The 18,125-nt window shown below is 61.6% G+C and carries 14 protein-coding genes and 1 pseudogene; 9 read left to right on the top strand and 6 right to left on the bottom strand.

Annotated features, from left to right (window positions below; genetic code table 11):
- Nucleotides 1-116: 116 nt before the first annotated feature.
- Both N554_RS0113440 and N554_RS0113435 read left to right on the top strand, forming a co-directional pair.
- A complete protein-coding gene (locus tag N554_RS0113440; RefSeq protein ID WP_029583943.1) occupies nucleotides 117-1,712 on the top strand; it encodes an alpha-amylase family glycosyl hydrolase in 1,596 nt (531 codons plus the stop codon).
- A gap of 193 nt (nucleotides 1,713-1,905) precedes the next feature.
- Complete coding sequence (locus N554_RS0113435) at nucleotides 1,906-2,391, top strand: MmcB family DNA repair protein (RefSeq protein WP_029583942.1); 486 nt, start codon at nucleotides 1,906-1,908, stop codon at nucleotides 2,389-2,391.
- Between the two features lie 108 nt (nucleotides 2,392-2,499).
- Here the strand turns inward: N554_RS0113435 and N554_RS0113430 are convergent, their stop codons facing one another.
- Complete coding sequence (locus tag N554_RS0113430; RefSeq protein WP_029583941.1) at nucleotides 2,500-3,054, bottom strand: ActR/PrrA/RegA family redox response regulator transcription factor; 555 nt, start codon at nucleotides 3,052-3,054, stop codon at nucleotides 2,500-2,502.
- Between the two features lie 198 nt (nucleotides 3,055-3,252).
- On the opposite strand from N554_RS0113430, the gene N554_RS0113425 reads away from it, so the two are divergent.
- The gene (locus N554_RS0113425) at nucleotides 3,253-3,741 is read left to right on the top strand and encodes a GNAT family N-acetyltransferase (RefSeq protein ID WP_029583940.1); all 489 of its coding nucleotides are present in this window, start codon (nucleotides 3,253-3,255) and stop codon (nucleotides 3,739-3,741) included.
- A gap of 42 nt (nucleotides 3,742-3,783) precedes the next feature.
- On the opposite strand, the gene N554_RS0113420 is transcribed toward N554_RS0113425, so the two are convergent.
- The gene (locus N554_RS0113420) at nucleotides 3,784-5,103 is read right to left on the bottom strand and encodes an ActS/PrrB/RegB family redox-sensitive histidine kinase (RefSeq protein ID WP_029583939.1); all 1,320 of its coding nucleotides are present in this window, start codon (nucleotides 5,101-5,103) and stop codon (nucleotides 3,784-3,786) included.
- 112 nt (nucleotides 5,104-5,215) lie between these two features.
- Here N554_RS0113420 and N554_RS0113415 point away from each other — a divergent pair, with 112 nt between their 5' ends.
- The 4 genes from N554_RS0113415 to N554_RS0113400 all read left to right on the top strand — a co-directional run bounded on the left by N554_RS0113415 (nucleotide 5,216) and on the right by N554_RS0113400 (nucleotide 9,368).
- Entirely contained in the window at nucleotides 5,216-6,010 is a 795-nt protein-coding gene (locus N554_RS0113415; protein ID WP_029583938.1) for an ABC transporter ATP-binding protein, read from the top strand.
- Nucleotides 6,007-6,840 (top strand): ABC transporter permease, encoded by an 834-nt coding sequence (locus N554_RS0113410; protein WP_029583937.1) that lies wholly within the window; start codon nucleotides 6,007-6,009, stop codon nucleotides 6,838-6,840. The genes N554_RS0113415 and N554_RS0113410 overlap by 4 nt, the downstream gene beginning before the upstream one ends.
- Nucleotides 6,841-6,964: 124 nt before the next feature.
- Nucleotides 6,965-8,290 carry a polyhydroxyalkanoate depolymerase gene (locus tag N554_RS0113405; RefSeq protein WP_029583936.1) on the top strand — a complete coding sequence of 442 codons (1,326 nt, stop codon included), beginning with the start codon at nucleotides 6,965-6,967 and terminating at the stop codon, nucleotides 8,288-8,290.
- A gap of 238 nt (nucleotides 8,291-8,528) precedes the next feature.
- Nucleotides 8,529-9,368, top strand: coding sequence for a M48 family metallopeptidase (locus N554_RS0113400; RefSeq protein WP_029583935.1), 840 nt, complete (start codon nucleotides 8,529-8,531; stop codon nucleotides 9,366-9,368).
- A gap of 89 nt (nucleotides 9,369-9,457) precedes the next feature.
- On the opposite strand, the gene N554_RS0113395 is transcribed toward N554_RS0113400, so the two are convergent.
- Nucleotides 9,458-11,650, bottom strand: coding sequence for a transglycosylase domain-containing protein (locus tag N554_RS0113395; RefSeq protein ID WP_029583934.1), 2,193 nt, complete (start codon nucleotides 11,648-11,650; stop codon nucleotides 9,458-9,460).
- Nucleotides 11,651-12,023: 373 nt separating this feature from the next.
- Nucleotides 12,024-13,250: an ABC transporter substrate-binding protein gene (locus N554_RS0113390; RefSeq protein ID WP_029583933.1), complete on the bottom strand. Its 1,227-nt coding sequence runs from the start codon at nucleotides 13,248-13,250 to the stop codon at nucleotides 12,024-12,026.
- A 593-nt stretch (nucleotides 13,251-13,843) separates the two neighbouring features.
- Between N554_RS0113390 and N554_RS0113380 the strand changes: the two genes are divergently transcribed.
- Nucleotides 13,844-15,034, top strand: a complete 1,191-nt coding sequence (locus tag N554_RS0113380; protein ID WP_029583932.1) for a methyl acetate hydrolase AcmB — start codon at nucleotides 13,844-13,846, stop codon at nucleotides 15,032-15,034.
- Between the two features lie 204 nt (nucleotides 15,035-15,238).
- Nucleotides 15,239-16,918, top strand: coding sequence for a flavin-containing monooxygenase (locus N554_RS0113370; RefSeq protein WP_156041923.1), 1,680 nt, complete (start codon nucleotides 15,239-15,241; stop codon nucleotides 16,916-16,918).
- Nucleotides 16,919-17,098: 180 nt separating this feature from the next.
- On the opposite strand, the gene N554_RS0113365 is transcribed toward N554_RS0113370, so the two are convergent.
- Nucleotides 17,099-17,383 carry a GlsB/YeaQ/YmgE family stress response membrane protein gene (locus N554_RS0113365; protein ID WP_029583929.1) on the bottom strand — a complete coding sequence of 95 codons (285 nt, stop codon included), beginning with the start codon at nucleotides 17,381-17,383 and terminating at the stop codon, nucleotides 17,099-17,101.
- Nucleotides 17,384-17,985: 602 nt separating this feature from the next.
- Nucleotides 17,986-18,125 (bottom strand): annotated as a pseudogene (locus N554_RS39900) (IS110 family transposase); the annotation flags it as partial.

The raw sequence follows: 18,125 nt of genomic DNA, 5'->3' as shown, positions 1-18,125 counted from the left end.
CCGCGGAACAGCCGTGTCGGTTGTCATACCGGCGTCGCCAAAGACACGTTGGTGTGAACCTGTCAGCGGTTGCGGCGTTGCCCTGCGAAACACGACTTGGAGGAATGGTTTCCGGCATGAAGCAGAGCGACGAAACCTGGTGGCGGCACGGTGTTTTTTATCAAATCTATCCGCGCTCGTTTCAGGATACCAACGCCGACGGCGTCGGCGATATCGCCGGGATCATCAACAGGTTGCCCTACTTGGAGGCGCTCGGCGTCGACGCGATCGGGCTGTCGCCGATCTTTCCCTCCCCGATGGCTGATTTCGGTTACGACATCGCCGATTACACCGGCGTCGATCCGCTGTTCGGCACGATGGAAGATTTCGACGCACTGGCAGGAGCCGCGCACGCCGCCGGCCTCAAAGTGATTCTCGATCTCGTTCCCAATCACACGTCCGACCAGCATCCCTGGTTTGTCGAAAGCCGCAGTTCGCGCGATAACCCGAAGCGAGATTGGTACATCTGGCGTGAGCCGGGCGCCGACGGCGGGCCGCCGAACAACTGGTTGTCGGAATTCGGCGGCGGCGCCTGGGAATACGACGCCACCACGCGGCAATATTACTATCACGCCTTCCTGGCCCAGCAGCCGGATCTGAACTGGCGCAATCCAGAGGTGCGCCGGGCCATCTATGACATCATGCGGTTCTGGCTCCGGAAAGGTGTCGATGGCTTCCGGGTCGACGTGATCTGGCATCTGATCAAGGACGCAGAGTTTCGCGACAATCCGACCAATCCGAATTTTCTCGAGGGTCGGCGCCCGCATCAGAAAATATTGCCGCTGTACACTACCGATCAGCCCGAGGTGCATGACGTAATTGCCGAGATGCGGCGCGTGATCGATGAGTTCGGAAGCCGCGTGTTGATTGGAGAGATCTACCTTCCGCTCGAACGCCTCGTTGCCTATTACGGCAAGGATCTCTCAGGCGCGCATCTGCCGTTCAACTTTGTGCTATTGTCGGCGCCATGGCACGCGCGGTCTATCGAGAAAGTCATCGCCGATTACGAGTCTCTGCTGCCGGTCGGCGCCTGGCCGAACTGGGTGCTGGGCAATCACGATCGGCCGCGGGTCGCAAGCCGGGTGGGGCGCGATCAGACGCGTGTTGCCGCGATGCTGTTGTTGACTCTCCGCGGAACGCCGACGCTGTACTACGGCGACGAGATCGGCATGCATCAGGTCGCGATTGCACCCGAGCAGGTGCGCGATCCCTTTGAGAAAAACGTTCCGGGGGTTGGCGTCGGCCGTGACGGCTGCCGGACGCCGATGCAATGGGATGCGACTACTCACGCGGGCTTTTCGACGGCAACGCCATGGCTGCCGCTGGCCGGCGACTTTCTCCATGAGAACGTGGTCAACCACGAGGCCGACGCGCGATCGATCCTCAATCTCTACAAGGCGCTCATCCGCTTGCGAAAGAAATTGCCGCAACTGGTGTCGGGCAGCTACGTGCCGATCGCCGCACAGGGCGATGTGTTGCTTTACCGCAGGGAGAGCGAGGGAGCGGCGGTGGTGATTGCGCTGAATCTGGGAGCGGAGCCTGTGTCGATCGTGTCGGATGCCGCAGGGCTCAGCGGCGAAATTTTGCTCTCGACATTCCTGGACCGGGAGGGCGAGAAAATAGAGGGCACACTCGATTTGCGTGGAAATGAAGGCGCGATTATCAGCGGATAAAATCAGCGTCGTCCCGGCCGAGCCAACGGGTCCGGCCTCCGTCCGGCCCGGTGACAGGCTCCGCGTGTGCCGGGGCCATCTTTGCGCTTCACCGTCCCCTAAGGTCGAAAAACAAGCCGCGGTGCGTACAAATTTGCGGCTGACTTGGCGCGAGCGCTGTTGGCCGGCTGCCTGATCGGATAAGATCTCGCCAATGGAATCGCCCGCCCGCCAAATAGCTGTCGTGCCACCGCCGGATCGCCGTCAGTCGGAGACGGCGCTGGCGATCGCGCGCGGCACCGCGCGGCTGTTACGGTCGCTGGGATTTTCCTGCATCGGCGAATTGCCGCTGCCCTCGGGGCGGCGCGCCGATCTGGTGGCGCTGAACGAGCGCGGCGAGATCTGGATCGTCGAGATCAAATCATCGATCGAGGATTTGCGCGCCGACCAGAAGTGGCAGGACTATCGGATGCATTGCGACCGGCTGTTCTTCGCCTTCACCCAGGATCTGCCGTGCGAGATTTTCCCGCCAGAAACCGGCCTGATCGTTGCGGACGCCTATGGCGCGCATCTGCATTGCGAGGCGCCGGAGCACCGTCTGCCGGCACCCACCCGCAAGTTGATGACGGTGCGCTTCGCCATGGCCGCGGCGCAGCGGATCAATCGCCTGGTCGATCCGCAAGGCCACGCCGAATTTTAGGCGAGCAAAGGCGCTCTTTGCGCCGTGCCGACCATCGGTTCGTTATCCGGCGGCATGGTGGGGCACGTTTCGCTTTACCCGCCTTGCGATCTGAATTTTGAGCAGATACTAACGCGGCGCGCGTTTGGCCAGGATGCGCTGCAGGGTTCGGCGATGCATGTTCAGTCGCCGCGCGGTTTCCGAGACGTTGCGGTTGCACATCTCGTAGATGCGCTGGATGTGCTCCCAGCGCACCCGATCCGCCGACATCGGATTGTTCGGCGGCTCGGATTTTTCCGTGCTGCTCGCGAGCAAGGCGGCCACCACGTCGTCGGCGTCGGCGGGTTTTGAAAGATAATCCACCGCGCCCATCTTCACTGCGGTTACCGCGGTAGCGATGTTGCCATAGCCCGTCAGCACGATCGCCCGCGCATCGGGACGCTTGCGTTTCAGAGCCGACACCACGTCAAGGCCGTTGCCGTCGCCGAGCCGCAAATCCACCACGGCGAAGGCCGGCGCGGCCTTGCCGATCTGCGCCAACCCGTCGGACACGCTGTCGCAAGATGTCACCGTGAAGCCGCGGGCTTCCATGGCGCGCGAGAGGCGCTCCAGAAACGGCTTGTCGTCCTCCACGATCAGGAGCGAGGGATCGGCGAGATCATTCAATTCGGGGCTGGCGTTCAAGGTTTGGGTATCCTCGTATCAGATAAGAAATATATGGGGTGCATATGGCGTGGCAAGGCGGCGATGCCAAGGCCGTAAAAGGCCGCATGGAGTCGATCTTGGTACCCGTGTTAACATTAAAAGCGGTTCCGGGCGCGGTCGAGATAAGGAACTATTCTCCCGGGGTTCAGGCGGGGCATTGTAGTGTATTGTAGAGTTATGGATTTTCGCGACGAGTCTTCAGGCGATCATAAGGCTATTCGACACCTGCTTCTGGCTTCATTTCCAGGGCCCGGAGAAGCCGATCTGGTGGAGCGGTTGCGCGGGGACGGCGACGCAGTCACATCGCTTGTGGCGATCGAAGGTCGCGTGCTGACGGGGCATGTCATGTTTTCGAAAATGGCGGCACCGTTTCGCGCGCTTGGCCTTGGGCCGGTGTCCGTGCTCCCGGATTGGCGCAGAAGAGGAATTGCTGCAACGCTAATTCAGCAGGGGATCAAGCGTGCCACGAAGGACGGCTGGGCAGGCGTCTTCGTCCTCGGCGACCCTGATTACTATCAGCGCTTTGGCTTCAAGTGCGAGCATGCGGAAAGCTTCGAATCTCCTTATTCCGGTCCCTATCTCATGGCCCTGCCGCTGAACGATGACAGGCTTCCTATACGATTTGGCCGGCTCGACTACGCGCCCGCCTTCTCAGCGCTCGGTTGATCATCAGCGCAACTGATGAGGCAATCCGTCGCGCAACAGGGTCTAAGACGATGGTTCGGCTGCGGTTTCGTTCTCCTCGAAGCGGGCACGCGGCCAGGCGATCTGAACCACGGCGCCGTGGTCCGGAAAGATCCGGTTGGTGAAGGAGACCTTCGCGCCGGTACGCTCCAGCAGCGTGCGGGCGATAAACACCCCCAAACCGAGACCCCTGCGCCCGCTTTGGGCTTCGTCGGTGCGCCGCCGCGATAGATAGGGTTCGCCGATCCGCTTCAATATGTCGGGTGCGAAACCCGGACCATCGTCGGAAATGACGATCTCGACGGTCTCGGTATTCCACCACGCGTTCACCTCCACCGCGGTCCGCGCGAAATCGACGGCGTTTTCCAGGATGTTGCCGACGCCGTAGAGGATCGCCGGATTGCGCGTGCCGGCCGGCTCGACGGCGCCGGCGACCGCAATCCGCACCTTGATCGCGACGCCGAAATCGCGATGCGGCGCCACCGTTTCCTCAATCAGCGTCGACAACGGCATGCGGTCGAACGGCGCGCCGGCTGCGGAAAGCTGGGTGATCTTGGCCAGAATATCGCGGCAGCGTTGCGCCTGTTCGCGCAAGGTTTTGATGTCGCCGGCTAGCTGCGTGTCTCGTAGGGCGTGCTCCAGCTCGCGTGAAATCAGAAAGATCGTCGAGAGCGGCGTGCCAAGCTCATGCGCTGCGGCGGCCGCAAGACCGTCCAATTGCGTGAGATGTTGCTCGCGGGTCAGCACCAGGTCGGTCGCGGCCAGCGCGTCCGACAGCTTGCGCGCCTCCTCGGTAACCTGGAACGAATAAAGACCGGTGACGCCGATTGCGAGCACGATGGAGAGCCAGACGCCGAACAGGTAGATCGGCGGCAATATCAGAGGATCCTCGGGATCCCACGGCAGCGGCAGATAGAAGAACACCAGCAAGGAGGCACAGGCGACCGCCAGGAAACCGAGTGCCATCGTCAGCCGGACCGGCAGCGCCGTCGCCGAAATCAGGACCGGGGCAAGAAACAAAAATGAAAACGGATTTTGCAGCCCGCCGGTGAAATACAACAATCCCGCCAGCTCCACGATGTTCAAGGCAAGCAGCGCCGCCGCATAGACCGGCTCCAGCCGCTGCATCGGGTTGAAGACGATCTGCAGCACGAGGTTGAGCAGGGCGGACACGCCGATGATGGCAACGCAGGGGATCACCGGGACGTCGAATTCGAGCCCCTGCAGCACGATGAAAATGGCGGTGAGTTGGCCGAGCGCAGCGAGCCAGCGCAGCCGCAGGATCGTATCCAGACGGACATAGCGGCGCGGATGGCGAAAATCGGAGGCTGCAACGTCGGTCATGTCATCGAGTTTAGCCGTGCAGGCTCCCGACCACAAATTTGCTCCCCAAGCTCTGCGCTGGAGCGTCCAAAGTCTTGCGCTTGCCGCCGCGATGGCCCAATGAACGGCCCGCATGACGAATTACCGCGCAGTCACGCCCTTGTTGCCCGCGGCCGATCCGGCAGGATCGGCGGCGATCGAGGTTGCGCGCCTCGTCAAGCTCTACAAGACGACCCGCGCCGTCGACGATGTGTCGTTTCGTATTGCGCGCGGCAGCATCACCGGACTGCTCGGCGGCAACGGCGCCGGCAAGACCACGACCATTGCCATGATCATGGGGCTGGTGCTGCCGACCTCAGGGCGCATCCAGGTGCTGGGCTGTTCGATGCCCGACCAAAGCGCTGACGTGCTGGGCCGGATGAATTTCGAAAGTCCCTATGTCGATATGCCGATGCGGCTGACGGTGCGGCAGAACCTCACGATCTTCGGTCGCCTCTACGCCGTGGAGAGTTTGCGCGAGCGCATCGAGCAGCTTGCCGCCGATCTCGACCTCGGCGACTTCCTCGACCGCGCCAACGGCAAGCTCTCCGCCGGCCAGAAGACGCGGGTGGCGCTGGCGAAAGCGCTGATCAACCAGCCCGAATTATTGCTGCTGGACGAGCCGACGGCGTCTCTCGACCCCGACACCGCCGACTGGGTCCGGCGGCATCTCGAGAACTATCGCAGGACGCGCGGCGCGACCATCCTGCTGGCGTCGCACAACATGCTTGAAGTGGAACGACTGTGCGACCGCGTTATCATCATGAAAAGCGGCCGCATCGAAGACGACGATACGCCTGATAACATCATGGCGCGCTACAACCGCGCGACGCTGGAGGAAGTGTTTCTCGACGTCGCCCGCGGCCGCGTTCGGGAAAGCACGTCATGAGCAGGCTCGTCTTGAACGGGGAGATCGCGCCCTGGGGGATCGCGCCGCATCGTATCGGGGCGATGATTTTGCGCTACTGGTATCTCCTGCTCTCGTCATGGCCGCGGCTGCTCGAGCTCGTCTACTGGCCGGCGCTGCAGATCATCACCTGGGGCTTTCTGCAGAATTACATCTCGCAGAATGCCGGGTTTTTCGCGCAAGCCGGCGGCACCCTGATCGGCGCCGTGATCCTGTGGGACATCCTGTTTCGCGGCCAGCTCGGCTTTTCGATCTCCTTTCTGGAGGAGATGTGGGCGCGCAATCTCGGCAACCTGATGATGAGCCCGTTGAAACCGATCGAGTTTCTGATCGCGCTGATGATCATGAGCCTGGTCCGGCTCGCGATCGGCCTCATTCCGATGACGCTGCTGGCGATGGTGTTCTTCGATTTCAATTTGTACAGCTTTGGGCTGCCGCTGGCCGCCTTCTTCTGCAATCTGATCTTCACCAGCTGGGCTTTGGGGATTTTCGTCTCTGGACTGGTGCTGCGCAACGGCCTGGGTGCCGAGAGTATCGTCTGGACGCTGATGTTCGGCCTGATGCCGCTGGCCTGCGTTTATTACCCTGTGACGGTGCTGCCGGATTGGCTGCAATACGTCGCCTGGGCATTGCCGCCGACTTACGTATTCGAGGGAATGCGGGCGCTGTTGATCAGCCATGTATTTCGGGTGGACCTGATGATCGGGGCGCTGGCGATCAACGCTGTGCTTTTTATTGCGTCTTTTGCGATATTTCTTGCGCTTTTGCGCAGCGCGCGCCGTCTTGGCTCGCTGATCCAGAGCGGCGAATAAGCCAGTTATCCCATTAATTTGAGGGTCTTCCACTGGTCAGGCCGGTAGATATACCGATCTGTGCATTGACGCTCTATTACGCATTCGGCAATATGCTGCGATGCAAAAGGGACTTGAGGATTAAATGCCGATTGGTGAGTTTGGCGCACCGCCACTGGTAGCCGAAGGCAGTCCGGCGCTTACCACGCCGATGTACTGGATGTACGAAATGGCGCATGCCTCGCTCAATCCAGCGCGAGCCGTAACCGACGCCACCAAAATCCTGTTTCAGAATCCGCTTAATCCGTGGTCGCACACCGAGTTTGGCAAATCCATCGCCGCCGGTTGCGAACTGTTCGAGCGCACCACGCGCCGTTACGGCAAGCCCGAATGGGGCCTCAACGACACCGAGGTCGGCGGCGTGCGCACGCCGATCGAAATCCGCTCGATCTGGGAAAAGCCGTTTTGCCGCCTGTTGTATTTCGATCGCAAGCTGACGCGACCGTTGCGCGCCCCGCAGCCGCGTGTGCTGATCGTGGCGCCGATGTCCGGCCACTACGCGACGCTGTTGCGCGGCACGGTCGAAGCCTTTCTGCCGACCCATGAGGTCTACATCACCGATTGGTCCGACGCCCGGATGGTCCCCCTGACGGAGGGCCGCTTCGATCTCGACGACTATATCGACTATGTCATCGAGATGCTGCACGTGCTCGGCCGCAACGTGCACGTGATCGCCGTGTGCCAGCCTTCGGTGCCGGTGGTGGCGGCCGTCTCCATCATGGAAGCCGACCAGGATCCCTTCGTTCCGGTCTCGATGACGCTGATGGGCGGGCCGATCGATACCCGCCGCAACCCGACGGCAGTCAACAATCTCGCCGCCGAGCGCGGCATCGACTGGTTTCGCAACCATGTCATCACCAAGGTGCCGTTTCCGCATCCAGGGGTCATGCGCGACGTCTATCCAGGGTTCCTGCAGCTCAACGGTTTCATCAGCATGAATTTCGATCGCCACATGGACGCGCACAAGAACCTGTTCAAGAATCTTGTGAAGGGCGACGGCGATCTGGTCGACAAGCACCGCGACTTTTATGACGAATATCTCGCGGTCATGGACCTGGCCGCGGAGTATTATTTGCAGACAGTCGACACCGTATTCGTCAAGCACGCGCTGCCGAAGGGCGAGATGACCCATCGTGGCAAGCCGGTCGATCCCTCAAAGATCAGCCGCGTTGCGCTGATGACGGTAGAGGGCGAGAACGACGATATTTCCGGACTTGGCCAGACTGAGGCGACGCACGAACTATGCAGTTCGATCCCGAACCATCGCCGGATCCACTACGTACAAAAAGGCGTCGGGCACTATGGGGTCTTCAACGGCTCCCGCTTCAAATCGGAAATCGTGCCGCGCATCTCCGATTTCATGATCTCGGCGGCAAATCCGAAAGCCGCATTGGCATTCGCGGCGGAATAAGCGCGGGATCAGGCACTCCTCGGCGAATGATCACGTCGATATCGCCGAGCCAGCGTCGATTCGCTGGCCCGCTAACGCCTAAAACGGCCCAAGATGATCGGGATTCGGCGGCTCCCGAAAGAATGAATTGGTTCTCAGTCCTTGCAAGGCGTGCCGGGGCGCTGTTCCAGCCTAATTTTTTTGTTCCAACCCCTTCCTGTAGGGCCGGATAGAGGATCAGCCCCTGTATATTGGGCAAATGATTTGTTTTTGCGCCGAGCGATTTCACTGGCGGCGGATATGGCAGAATCCGGGCGAACTCTTGCTCCCCGGACTGTCAGATATGGCCACTCGCGCCCTCCTCTATCGGCGGCCTGCCGAACCCGCGACCCTTCTCGTCAAGCACGGCTCTCAAATCTACTCGATTCGACTGCGCCGGCACCGTCGCGCGCGGCGCTACACCTTGCGCATTCATCCGAGCGACCGCGAAGCGATCCTCACCATGCCGCCACGCGGCACGATCCTCGACGCCAAGGACTTCGCGCAGCGTCACGGCGGCTGGATCGCCGCGCGTCTCGGCCGATTACCGAAGGCGGCGCCGTTTCTTCCGGGCACGGTGGTTCCGCTGCGCGGCGTGGCGCACAGGATCGTGCATCGCGCCGGCGCGCGCGGCACGGTGTGGACGGAAATGCGCGAAAGCGGTGAGCGGATCCTGTGCGTGGCCGGCGGGCCTGAGCATATCGAACGGCGGGTCCACGATTATCTCAAGCGCGAAGCGCGCCGCGAACTGCAGAAGGCGGCGCAAGCTTATGCAGAGGCGCTGGGTGTCAGGGTGAAGCGGCTTTCGATCCGCGATCAGTCGAGCCGCTGGGGTTCCTGCACTTCCGCGGGCTCGCTGTCGTTCTCGTGGCGGCTGATCCTCGCTCCCCCTTACGTGCTGGATTATCTCGCGGCCCACGAAGTGGCGCACCTTGTCGAAATGAATCATTCGGCGCGCTTCTGGAAGATCGTCGCCAGGGTCTGCGGCCATGTCGATCGCGCCAAGACCTGGCTCGACACCTGCGGCAACGACCTGCATCGCTACGGCATTCAGGATTGAGCTAGCCGCCACGCCCGGCTGTCATGGTTATCTGATCTACGTTATCCCATCTACGCTCGCTGCAGCGTTAAGGGATTCACGACCAGCGTTTACCGTCCGAACAGCCGCTCCATCAGCCAGCCATCGAGGCCGGCTGCCGCTTCCGGGCGCACCGAGGTCCTGGTCGGCGCCGGTCTGCCGGCGGCGCCTGCGGCGGAGGGAGCGCCAGCCGGCGCGCCGGCTTGCGAGGTGGCCTGCACGAAGTTCGAGAAGAAGCCGCCCGCTTGCGAGCCCGGCAATGCCGCAACCGGCACGCCCTGATGGGCCGCGCGCATGAAACGGGTCCAGACCTCCACCGGCAACCCGCCGCCGGTCGCCTTTTTGGTTGGTGAATTGTCGTCATTGCCGAGCCACACGCCGGTCACGAGATGGGTTGTGTAGCCGATGAACCAGGCATCGCGGAAATCCTGGCTGGTGCCGGTCTTGCCCGCGGCCATCCAGCCTGGAATCTCCGCCTTGCGCGCGGTGCCGCTGAGCAGCGTCTCCTGCATCATGCTGTTCATCATCGCGACATGGCGCGGGTCGATCATCTGGCCGAGCCGGTCGGCGGGCCGTGCGTACAGCACCTTGCCCTCGCTCGTTCGGATCTTGGTCACGACATGCGGGGAGACGCCGAGACCGCGATTGGCGAACGGCGCATAGGCGCCGACCAGTTCGGTCAGCGAGACCTCCGAGGTGCCGAGCGCGATCGAGGCATTGGCGTCGAGTTTCGATGAAATGCCGAGGCGGTGCGCGGTGCGCACCACGTTCTTGGGCCCGACTTCCAGTCCCAGCCGGACCGCGACGGTGTTGAGCGACATCGCCAGCGCCTGCGTCAACGTCACCGCGCCGAAATATTCATGGGTGTAGTTCTCGGGCTTCCAGCCCTTGACGTCGAGCGGCGCGTCCTGCCGGATCGTCTCCGGCGTCAGGCCGGCCTCAATCGCGGTGAGATAGACGAACGGCTTGAACGCCGAGCCCGGCTGGCGCTTGGCCGTCACCGCGCGGTTGTATTGGCTCTCGGCATAATTGCGCCCTCCCACCATGGCGCGCACGGCGCCATCCGGGGTCATCGCCACCAGCGCGCCCTGGTTGACATTGAACTTCACGCTCTTGGCCGCGAGTTCGTCGATGATCGAGGCTTCCGCGACGCTCTGCAATTTCGGGTCGATCGAGGTTTCGACCACGATGTTCTGGTCAATCTCGCCTATGAGATCATCGAGCACTTCGCCGATCCAGTCGGCGACATAATTGATGGTGCCGGCGCCCACCGCCTTCACATTGTAGGAGGGATGCCCGATCGAGGCCTGCGCTTGCGCGTCGGTGATGAATTTGGCTTCCGCCATCGCGGCAAGCACGGTCTGGGCGCGCTTCTCGGCACCCTCTGGGTTGCGGTTCGGCGCCAGCCGTGACGGCGATTTGACAAGGCCCGCAAGCATCGCGGCCTCGGCCAGCGTGACATTCTTCGCGGATTTTCCAAAATAGCGTTGCGCCGCGGCCTCGACGCCATAAGCACCGGAACCGAAATAGACCCGATTAAGGTAGAGTTCGAGAATCTCGGTCTTGGAATGCTTGCGCTCCAGCCAGAACGCGAGTTCGACCTCCTGCAACTTGCGCTGGAGCGTGCGCTCCTGTGTCAGGAACAGGTTCTTGGCGAGCTGTTGCGTCAGCGTCGAGCCGCCCTGCGAAACGCCGCGGTGCAGCACGTTGGCGACCGCCGCGCGCGCGATACCGAAGGGGTCGATCCCGTAATGCGAGTAGAACCGGCGGTCTTCGATGGCGATGAAGGCCTTCGGCAGATAGGGCGGCAGCTGCTTCAGCGAGACATTGGCGCCGGCCATCTCGCCGCGCGTCGCCAGCACGCTGCCGTCGAAGCCGACGATCTGAATCGTCGGCGGCCGTTTTGGAATTTCAAGCGACTGGATCGCCGGCAGGTGCGCACCTACCCAGACCACCACGCCAACCACCGCGATCGCGGCCCACAGGCCGAGCACGGCGCCCCAATAGAACAGGCGAAACAGGCGGCTGCGCGAACCGCCCCTGGATCGGCGCTTGCTGCCGCTGCGCGTCGCGCGCGCCTTTCGCTCGCGCGGAGCATCGTCGTCGGTCTCGGCGGCCTTGGGTTTCGGTGATGGCTTCTTTGGCTTTTCGTCGGCGGCGGGGGCGATGCGATCCTGCGGGCTGAGGCGCAATTCCGAAAGCGCCGCGGCGAGCCCGAATTGCGGCTCCTTGCGTCCGCCGCTCTTTTTTCGTCCCCACGCCATACGCAAACGCCCAGCCCCCGGCGCGTATTCCGCAAAAGTGGATATCGGTTTTGCGAAGAGAATACGCGCAACTTACAACAGAGCATTTTGCTTGGCCGCAAAATGCTCGGCGGCAGACTAGCGAGCGGGGTTTAAAGGCCCGTTAAGCGGGAATTAAGGCTGACGCTGCGCCAGGTGAGCAAGCCACTGAAAAACAAAGGTTTCAGCGCTCTTTAACCCCGTCGGGGAGCGTCCTCATCCTCCGGCCATCGTTCCGTCATGGCGAGGCGCACAGCGACGAAGCCATCCAGCGCTACCAGGCTCTGGATCGCTTCGCCGAGCCTGTCATCGGGCGCGCATTCGCACGACCCGCTGGCTCGCAATGACGATCCCATCAGCCGCTGGCGGCGGTATCCTCGATGATCGGTCCAAACAGTTCCCAACGCTCGCCGTTGAACCTCATCATCTGCAACTGCTTGTTGACGCGATAATCGGTCGGCGACGTGCTGCCGACGATCCCGGGCAAAGATAGATCGAGCTGAACGTTCTTCAGGCTGGTGGCCTGCTTCATGACGTTCTCGCGGGTCAGCTCGTCGCCACAACGCTTGAGCACCTCGACCAACAGCTGCGTGGTGGAGTAGCCATAGGTGTTGAAGCTCGAATCCTTGTCGCCCTCGGGATAGTACTTCGCCATAAAGGCGAAATACTTTTTCATGCCGCCGTCGTCCTTCCAGGTCGGATCGAGCGGATCCTTGCCGTAGTTGACGCTGATGACGTCCTTGGAGTTATCCAGCCCGGCAGGCTTCATCACGGCGCCCACCGACGTCGCGTTGATGTCGAGGATATGCACCGGCTTCCAGCCGAGATCGGCGATCTTCTTGATCGCCTGCGCGGCGAATTTCGGCGTCGAGGCGTCGAACACCAGATCGGCGCCGGCGCTTTTCAGCTGAACGATCTGCGAGTCGATGGTCGGATCGGTGAGCTCGTAGGATGTTTCGGCGACGATCATCTTCGCGGCCTTGTCGCCCAGGCCGGCTTTCAGGCCGGTGAGATAATCCCTGCCGAGATCGTCATTCTGATAGAGAATGCCGATCTTGGCGTTCGGATAATTCTTCAGAATGTATTGCGCATAGATGCGTCCTTCGGTCTGGTAGTTGGGATTGAATCCCATCGTCCAGGGGTAGTTCTTCGGGTCGGTGAATTTGGAAGCGCCGGTGGCGGCGAATAGCTGCGGCACCTTCTTTACGTTGAGATATTTCTGAACGGCGGCGTTGGACGGCGTGCCGATCAGCTGGAAAGTCAGCAGCACTTCATCGCTTTCAACCAGCTTGCGAACCTGTTCCACGGTCTTCGGCGGGCTATAGGCGTCGTCATACTGAATCAAGTTGATCTTGCGGCCGTTAACGCCGCCCTGATCGTTGACCATCTTGACATAGGCCGCCTGGGCCTTGGCGATGGTCGCGTAGGCAGAGGCTGGTCCGCTGAACGGCGCCGTCTGGCCGACCTTGATCTCGGTATCGCTCGCTCCGGTATCGTATTTTTTTTGCGCTGATGCCGGCGCTGCTGACAGCGCGAGCGCAACCGCGGTCCCGGTGACCAGATGAAAAATGCCGTTCCTCATATTGCTGCTTTCCTCCGTGATTGGCCGATGGTCTTGTTCATTGGTCTTTATTGAGACCTAGCGGCCGCCGTCGCTCACAAGAATACTGGATGAACGGATGTGGCATTGCAAGACAATGCCGGAGCGGGAAGGGTGAACGACTTCACGCCTAGCCGATCATGGGTGATGCGGCGATGAGAACCAACGATCTCAGCGGACAAGAAATGCGCCCTTTGGTCAAGAAATGCGCCCTTTGGTAAGGGCCACGATACCTCTCGGGATGGATCAAGTGTCAGCATCGCTGACGTGCCTCGCCAAAAAATCCTCCGTGGTTCCAAGGGCAAATGCGTAGCCGACCCTAAGAAATCGGTCTACTCTCCCCGACGCTCGGTCGAAATTCGATGATGACCTGGAGCCACCTCATGACCAAAACGCCAATCGCTATTGCTGCTGCGGCCGCGGTGGGATTTGCGTTTGCCTGACCGGCGTTGGGACAATCAGACTTGAGCCCGACTTCCATGGGTTGACGAAGGTTGACATCGTTTCACGCGGACCGCAGGCGGCCTGTCGAGAAACAGGATCAAACTCGGCGAACTTGAACGGGAGAAACGTCGATGGGTAACAACTTGAGAAGCGCATGTGACGGGATTTTGCAAAGGACTGCGACTGGTGTTCCCGGCGTAGTGGCGATGATCACCGACCGCTCGGGCAACATCTACGAAGGCGCCGCCGGCAAGCGCAGCCTTGGCGGCGGCCAGCCGATGACGACCGACACCGTGTTCGCCATCTACTCGACCTCAAAAGCAATCACCGGCACGGCGATCCTGCAATGCGTCGAGGAAGGCAAGCTCGACCTTGATGCTCCGGCCAAAAACTACGCCCCCGACATCGGCAAGCTCGAAGTGCTCGACGGGTTCGACGCAGACGGGAATCCAAAGCTGCGGGCGCCGAAGCGCGACATCACCACCCGCATGCTGATGCTGCACACCGCTGGTTTTGGCTACGACTTCTTCAATACCACTTACTTGCGCCTGGCGCAGGAGCGCGGCCAACCCAGCGTGATTACCTGCTCGAGGGCATCAATTATGACGCCGCTGCTGTTCGATCCCGGCGACAAATGGGAATACGGCAGCAACATCGATTGGTGCGGGCAGGTTGTCGAGGGCATCCGCGGCAAGCGGCTGGGCGAGGTTCTGGCTGAGCGGGTCTTTGCACCGCTCGGCATCGCGGACATGGCCTTTTCGCTGAGCCCCTCAATGCGCGAGCGCCTCGCCACCATGCACCAACGCGAGGCCGACGGATCACTGACTCCCCTTCCCGACATGCAATTGCCGGCTGATCCGGAAGTCGATATGGGCGGCCACGGACTCCACGCCTCGATCGGCGAGTACATGAAATTCATCCGCATGTGGCTGAACGACGGAGCGGGGCCGCACGGCCGCGTGCTCAACACAGAGACGGTCGAGGCTGCTGTCCGCAACGGCCTGCAAGCGCATCAGACGGTCACGGTGCTGCCCGGTGTCATTCCGACCATATCGAACGATGCCGAGTTCTTCCCCGGACTCAAGAAATCCTGGTCCTACACCTTCATGGTGAACGACGAGGACGCACCGACCGGCCGGCCGGCCGGGGCACTCGGCTGGGCCGGGCTCCCCAACCTGTTCTACTGGATCGATCGCAAGAACGGGTTCGGCGGATATTGGGCGACGCAGATCCTGCCGTTCGGCGATCCGATTTCGTTCGGCGCCTATATGGATTTCGAGACGGCCGCCTATGCGGCTCGTGAGGCGCGCGCGGCAGCGTAATGCCGGGAGCGCCTTTTTGCGCCACGGCGCCTCCCGGCTTTCGAAATGGAACAAGTCGAGGGGCGTCGCGAGCGCGTGGTTTGCGATATTGCCGGCAGACGTCGGTCTGCTTGCCATTCGCACAGGCTGGCTGCGGCTAGCGCATAGCGACAAGACACTGAACCGAAAATGCAAGGAGAAGGCTTACAACAGGAGACTGTCATGATGAATGTGCAAGGTGAGTCGCAAACGGCTGGTGTGAAAGCCGATTTCGATGCAGTCATCATCGGCGCCGGCTTCTCCGGCATGTACATGCTGCATTCGTTGCGCGACAAGCTCGACCTGAACGCCACCGTGTTCGAAGCCGGCGACGGCGTCGGCGGCACCTGGTACTGGAATCGCTATCCCGGCGCGCGCTGCGACTCGGACAGCTACATCTACTGCTACACGTTCGACAAGAACCTGTTGCAGGAATGGAACTGGTCCGAGCGCTATCCGGAGCAGGACGAGATCCTGCGCTACCTCGAGCATTGCGCCGAGCGCTTCGACCTTAAGCCCGACATCCAGTTCGGCAAGCGCGTCGTTGAGGTCGTCTTCGACGACAACACCGAGCTTTGGACAGTGCGCACCGACAAAGGCGACGTCGTCAGGGCGCGCTTCGTCATCACCGCGGTCGGCGCGCTGTCGACCGCCAACATGCCGCCGATCAACGGGCTGAGCTCTTTTGGGGGCAAGTGCTACCACACCAGCCAGTGGCCGCATGATGGCGTCGAATTCACCGCCAAGCGTGTCGGCATCATCGGCACGGGTGCCACCGCGGTGCAGGCGGTCCCGGAGATCGCGCAGCAGGCCAAGCACCTGACGGTGTTCCAGCGCACGCCGAACTTCTGCGTGCCTGCGCGCAACGGCCGTGTCGATCCCGAGGTGACCAAGGCGCGCAAGGCCGATTACGACGGAGTCCGCCAGCGCATCAAGGATTCGTTCTTCGGTTTCGAATTGAACTTCATACCGAAGCCGGTGCTCGAGACAGCGCCCGAGGAGCGCGAGCAGGAGTTCGACAAGATGTGGGACGCGGGCGGCTTCTCGTTCTGGCTGGCCAACTACCAAGACATGTTCTTCTCCAAGGAGGCGAACGATGTCATTGCCGATTACCTCAAGCGCAAGATCCGTTCGATCGTCAACGACCCCGTGACCGCCGAGAAGTTGACCCCCAAGACTTACCCCTACGGCACCAAGCGCCAGCCACTGGACACCAACTACTTCGAGACCTTCAACAAGAAGAATGTGGAACTGGTGGATGCGAGCGCCGACGGCCCGATCGAGGAGATCACGCCGAACGGCATTCGCGCCGGCGGCAAGGAGTACCCGCTCGATATCATCGTTGTCGCCACCGGCTTCGACGCGCTGACCGGCCCGCTGAAGAAACTCGGCATCAAGGGTCGCGGCGGCAGGGCGCTGGCGCAGGAGTGGGAGGACGGCCCGCAGACCTACCTCGGCCTGGCGATAGCCGGCTACCCCAACCTGTTCACGATCACCGGACCGCAGAGTCCCTCGGTGCTGTCGAACATGCCGGTGTCGATCGAACAGCACGTCGAGTGGATCACCGAATGCATCGCCCACATGCGAAGAAATAAGCTTGCAACGATCGAGGCGACGCCGCAGGCGCAGGACACGTGGGGCGCCCATGTCGCCGAGGTCGTGAACTCGACCCTGATGCCGGTCGCCAATTCCTGGTACATGGGAGCCAACATCGCCGGCAAGGCGCGGCGCTTCTTGCCCTACCTAGGCCCGGAAGGCGTCGGCGGGTACCGCAGAAAGTGCGCCGATGTCGCCGAGAAGGGCTACGAGGGCTTTGCGTTCGCGAGCGAAGGTCAGGGCGGGACCGTGCGCACAATCGCGGCGTAATAAACTTGACGAGACTTGAGCGGGGGCTGCGTCCAATGTCGCGGCTCCCGGCATGCGACGCCGGGCGCACTTCGAGAACTTTGCGGAAAGCTCACGGGCTCATGCGCGCGGGGCCAATGGACCAAGCCGCGTCTTGACATGACCTTGTCCTGATCGCGGACAAATGTAGCCTCGCTGAATTCATTGCGCTGTCGAACGCCGCCAGACCCACAGTGCCGTGAGCACGATCAGCGATCCGGCGATGGCGGCGACGATGTCGCGCAGGGAAACTGCGATCTTGTCGAGGTTGGGAAACCACCCGAACAAATTGAACAGCCATCCGCCGATCAGCGCCCCGGCGAGACCCAGGCCGAGATTGCGGAGCAGGCCGAATCCCTCGCGGTCCCAGGTGATTAGCCGAGCCGCAAGGACGCCACCCAGCAGGCCGACAACGATCCAGACAATCAGTCGATCGATGGACGGCATAGCACCCTCCCGCGCGCCAACTCCGCTGCTAGAATCGTAGGTGCGTTGGCGAGCCCCGCGATGCCGACCGCGCGGTCAATAGCGGCCGGCGGAAAATGCAGAATAGGCACGCCGGGTGAAGCAGTCGCCATGATCGACGAGATAGGCGTCGGCAGTACCTGTTTGTGCAGAGCAAATGCTTTGTGCAGAGCAAATGCCATGAACGACCCCAAGCGTGATCAATCTATATGAACATTACGCCCGGCGTACCGGGGCGACAAGGCGCTTTCAACCTCGTTCACCCGCGACCCGCAAGGGAGTTGGCGAGGACTTGCGAGTCAAGCCGGGTGAATTTGTTGAACCGGATCAATCTGATTTGGGTAGTCCAGTCCTGTTCGCAAAAATATTCCTGTTCCCGTCTGACCCAAATCACTTCATAAGCTTCGCCGTCTCACCCCATGAGAGCAACTGTGCTGAAGGTAGACCGGTGAATCGGCCGGGCTCAAGGCTGGCGCTGGGCGCCACCGCCTTCGGCGGCTGACGGCCTTGACCCCGCCCGCTCACCGGTCTGTTGGCTTTACATCGCGCTCGGTCGAGGATCGAGCGCGATGTAGACGCGCTCATTAGGCGACGGCGTAGCGGCTGGGATCCCATTTCTGTCGACGTGCGATCAGGATATTGAGGATGACGATCAACTTGCGCATGCAAGCGACGAGCGCAACCTTCGGCTCCTTTCCTTTGGCAATCAGGCGGTTGTAAAAGG

The sequence above is a fragment of the Bradyrhizobium sp. URHD0069 genome (genome assembly GCF_000701345.1).
Taxonomy (GTDB): domain Bacteria; phylum Pseudomonadota; class Alphaproteobacteria; order Rhizobiales; family Xanthobacteraceae; genus Bradyrhizobium.
The sequence above is the reverse complement of the archived record's forward strand: the minus strand, read 5'-3'. Positions and strand labels throughout refer to the sequence as shown.

Bases quoted from the DNA above. Each gene is read 5' to 3' on its own strand.
- N554_RS0113440 (WP_029583943.1), top strand. From the start codon at position 117: ATGAAGCAGAGCGACGAAACCTGGTGGCGGCACGGTGTTTTTTATCAA.
- N554_RS0113435 (WP_029583942.1), top strand. From the start codon at position 1,906: ATGGAATCGCCCGCCCGCCAAATAGCTGTCGTGCCACCGCCGGATCGC.
- N554_RS0113425 (WP_029583940.1), top strand. From the start codon at position 3,253: ATGGATTTTCGCGACGAGTCTTCAGGCGATCATAAGGCTATTCGACAC.
- N554_RS0113420 (WP_029583939.1), bottom strand. From the start codon at position 5,103: ATGACCGACGTTGCAGCCTCCGATTTTCGCCATCCGCGCCGCTATGTC.
- N554_RS0113415 (WP_029583938.1), top strand. From the start codon at position 5,216: ATGACGAATTACCGCGCAGTCACGCCCTTGTTGCCCGCGGCCGATCCG.
- N554_RS0113410 (WP_029583937.1), top strand. From the start codon at position 6,007: ATGAGCAGGCTCGTCTTGAACGGGGAGATCGCGCCCTGGGGGATCGCG.
- N554_RS0113405 (WP_029583936.1), top strand. From the start codon at position 6,965: ATGCCGATTGGTGAGTTTGGCGCACCGCCACTGGTAGCCGAAGGCAGT.
- N554_RS0113400 (WP_029583935.1), top strand. From the start codon at position 8,529: ATGATTTGTTTTTGCGCCGAGCGATTTCACTGGCGGCGGATATGGCAG.
- N554_RS0113395 (WP_029583934.1), bottom strand. From the start codon at position 11,650: ATGGCGTGGGGACGAAAAAAGAGCGGCGGACGCAAGGAGCCGCAATTC.
- N554_RS0113390 (WP_029583933.1), bottom strand. From the start codon at position 13,250: ATGAGGAACGGCATTTTTCATCTGGTCACCGGGACCGCGGTTGCGCTC.
- N554_RS0113380 (WP_029583932.1), top strand. From the start codon at position 13,844: ATGGGTAACAACTTGAGAAGCGCATGTGACGGGATTTTGCAAAGGACT.
- N554_RS0113370 (WP_156041923.1), top strand. From the start codon at position 15,239: ATGAATGTGCAAGGTGAGTCGCAAACGGCTGGTGTGAAAGCCGATTTC.
- N554_RS0113365 (WP_029583929.1), bottom strand. From the start codon at position 17,383: ATGCCGTCCATCGATCGACTGATTGTCTGGATCGTTGTCGGCCTGCTG.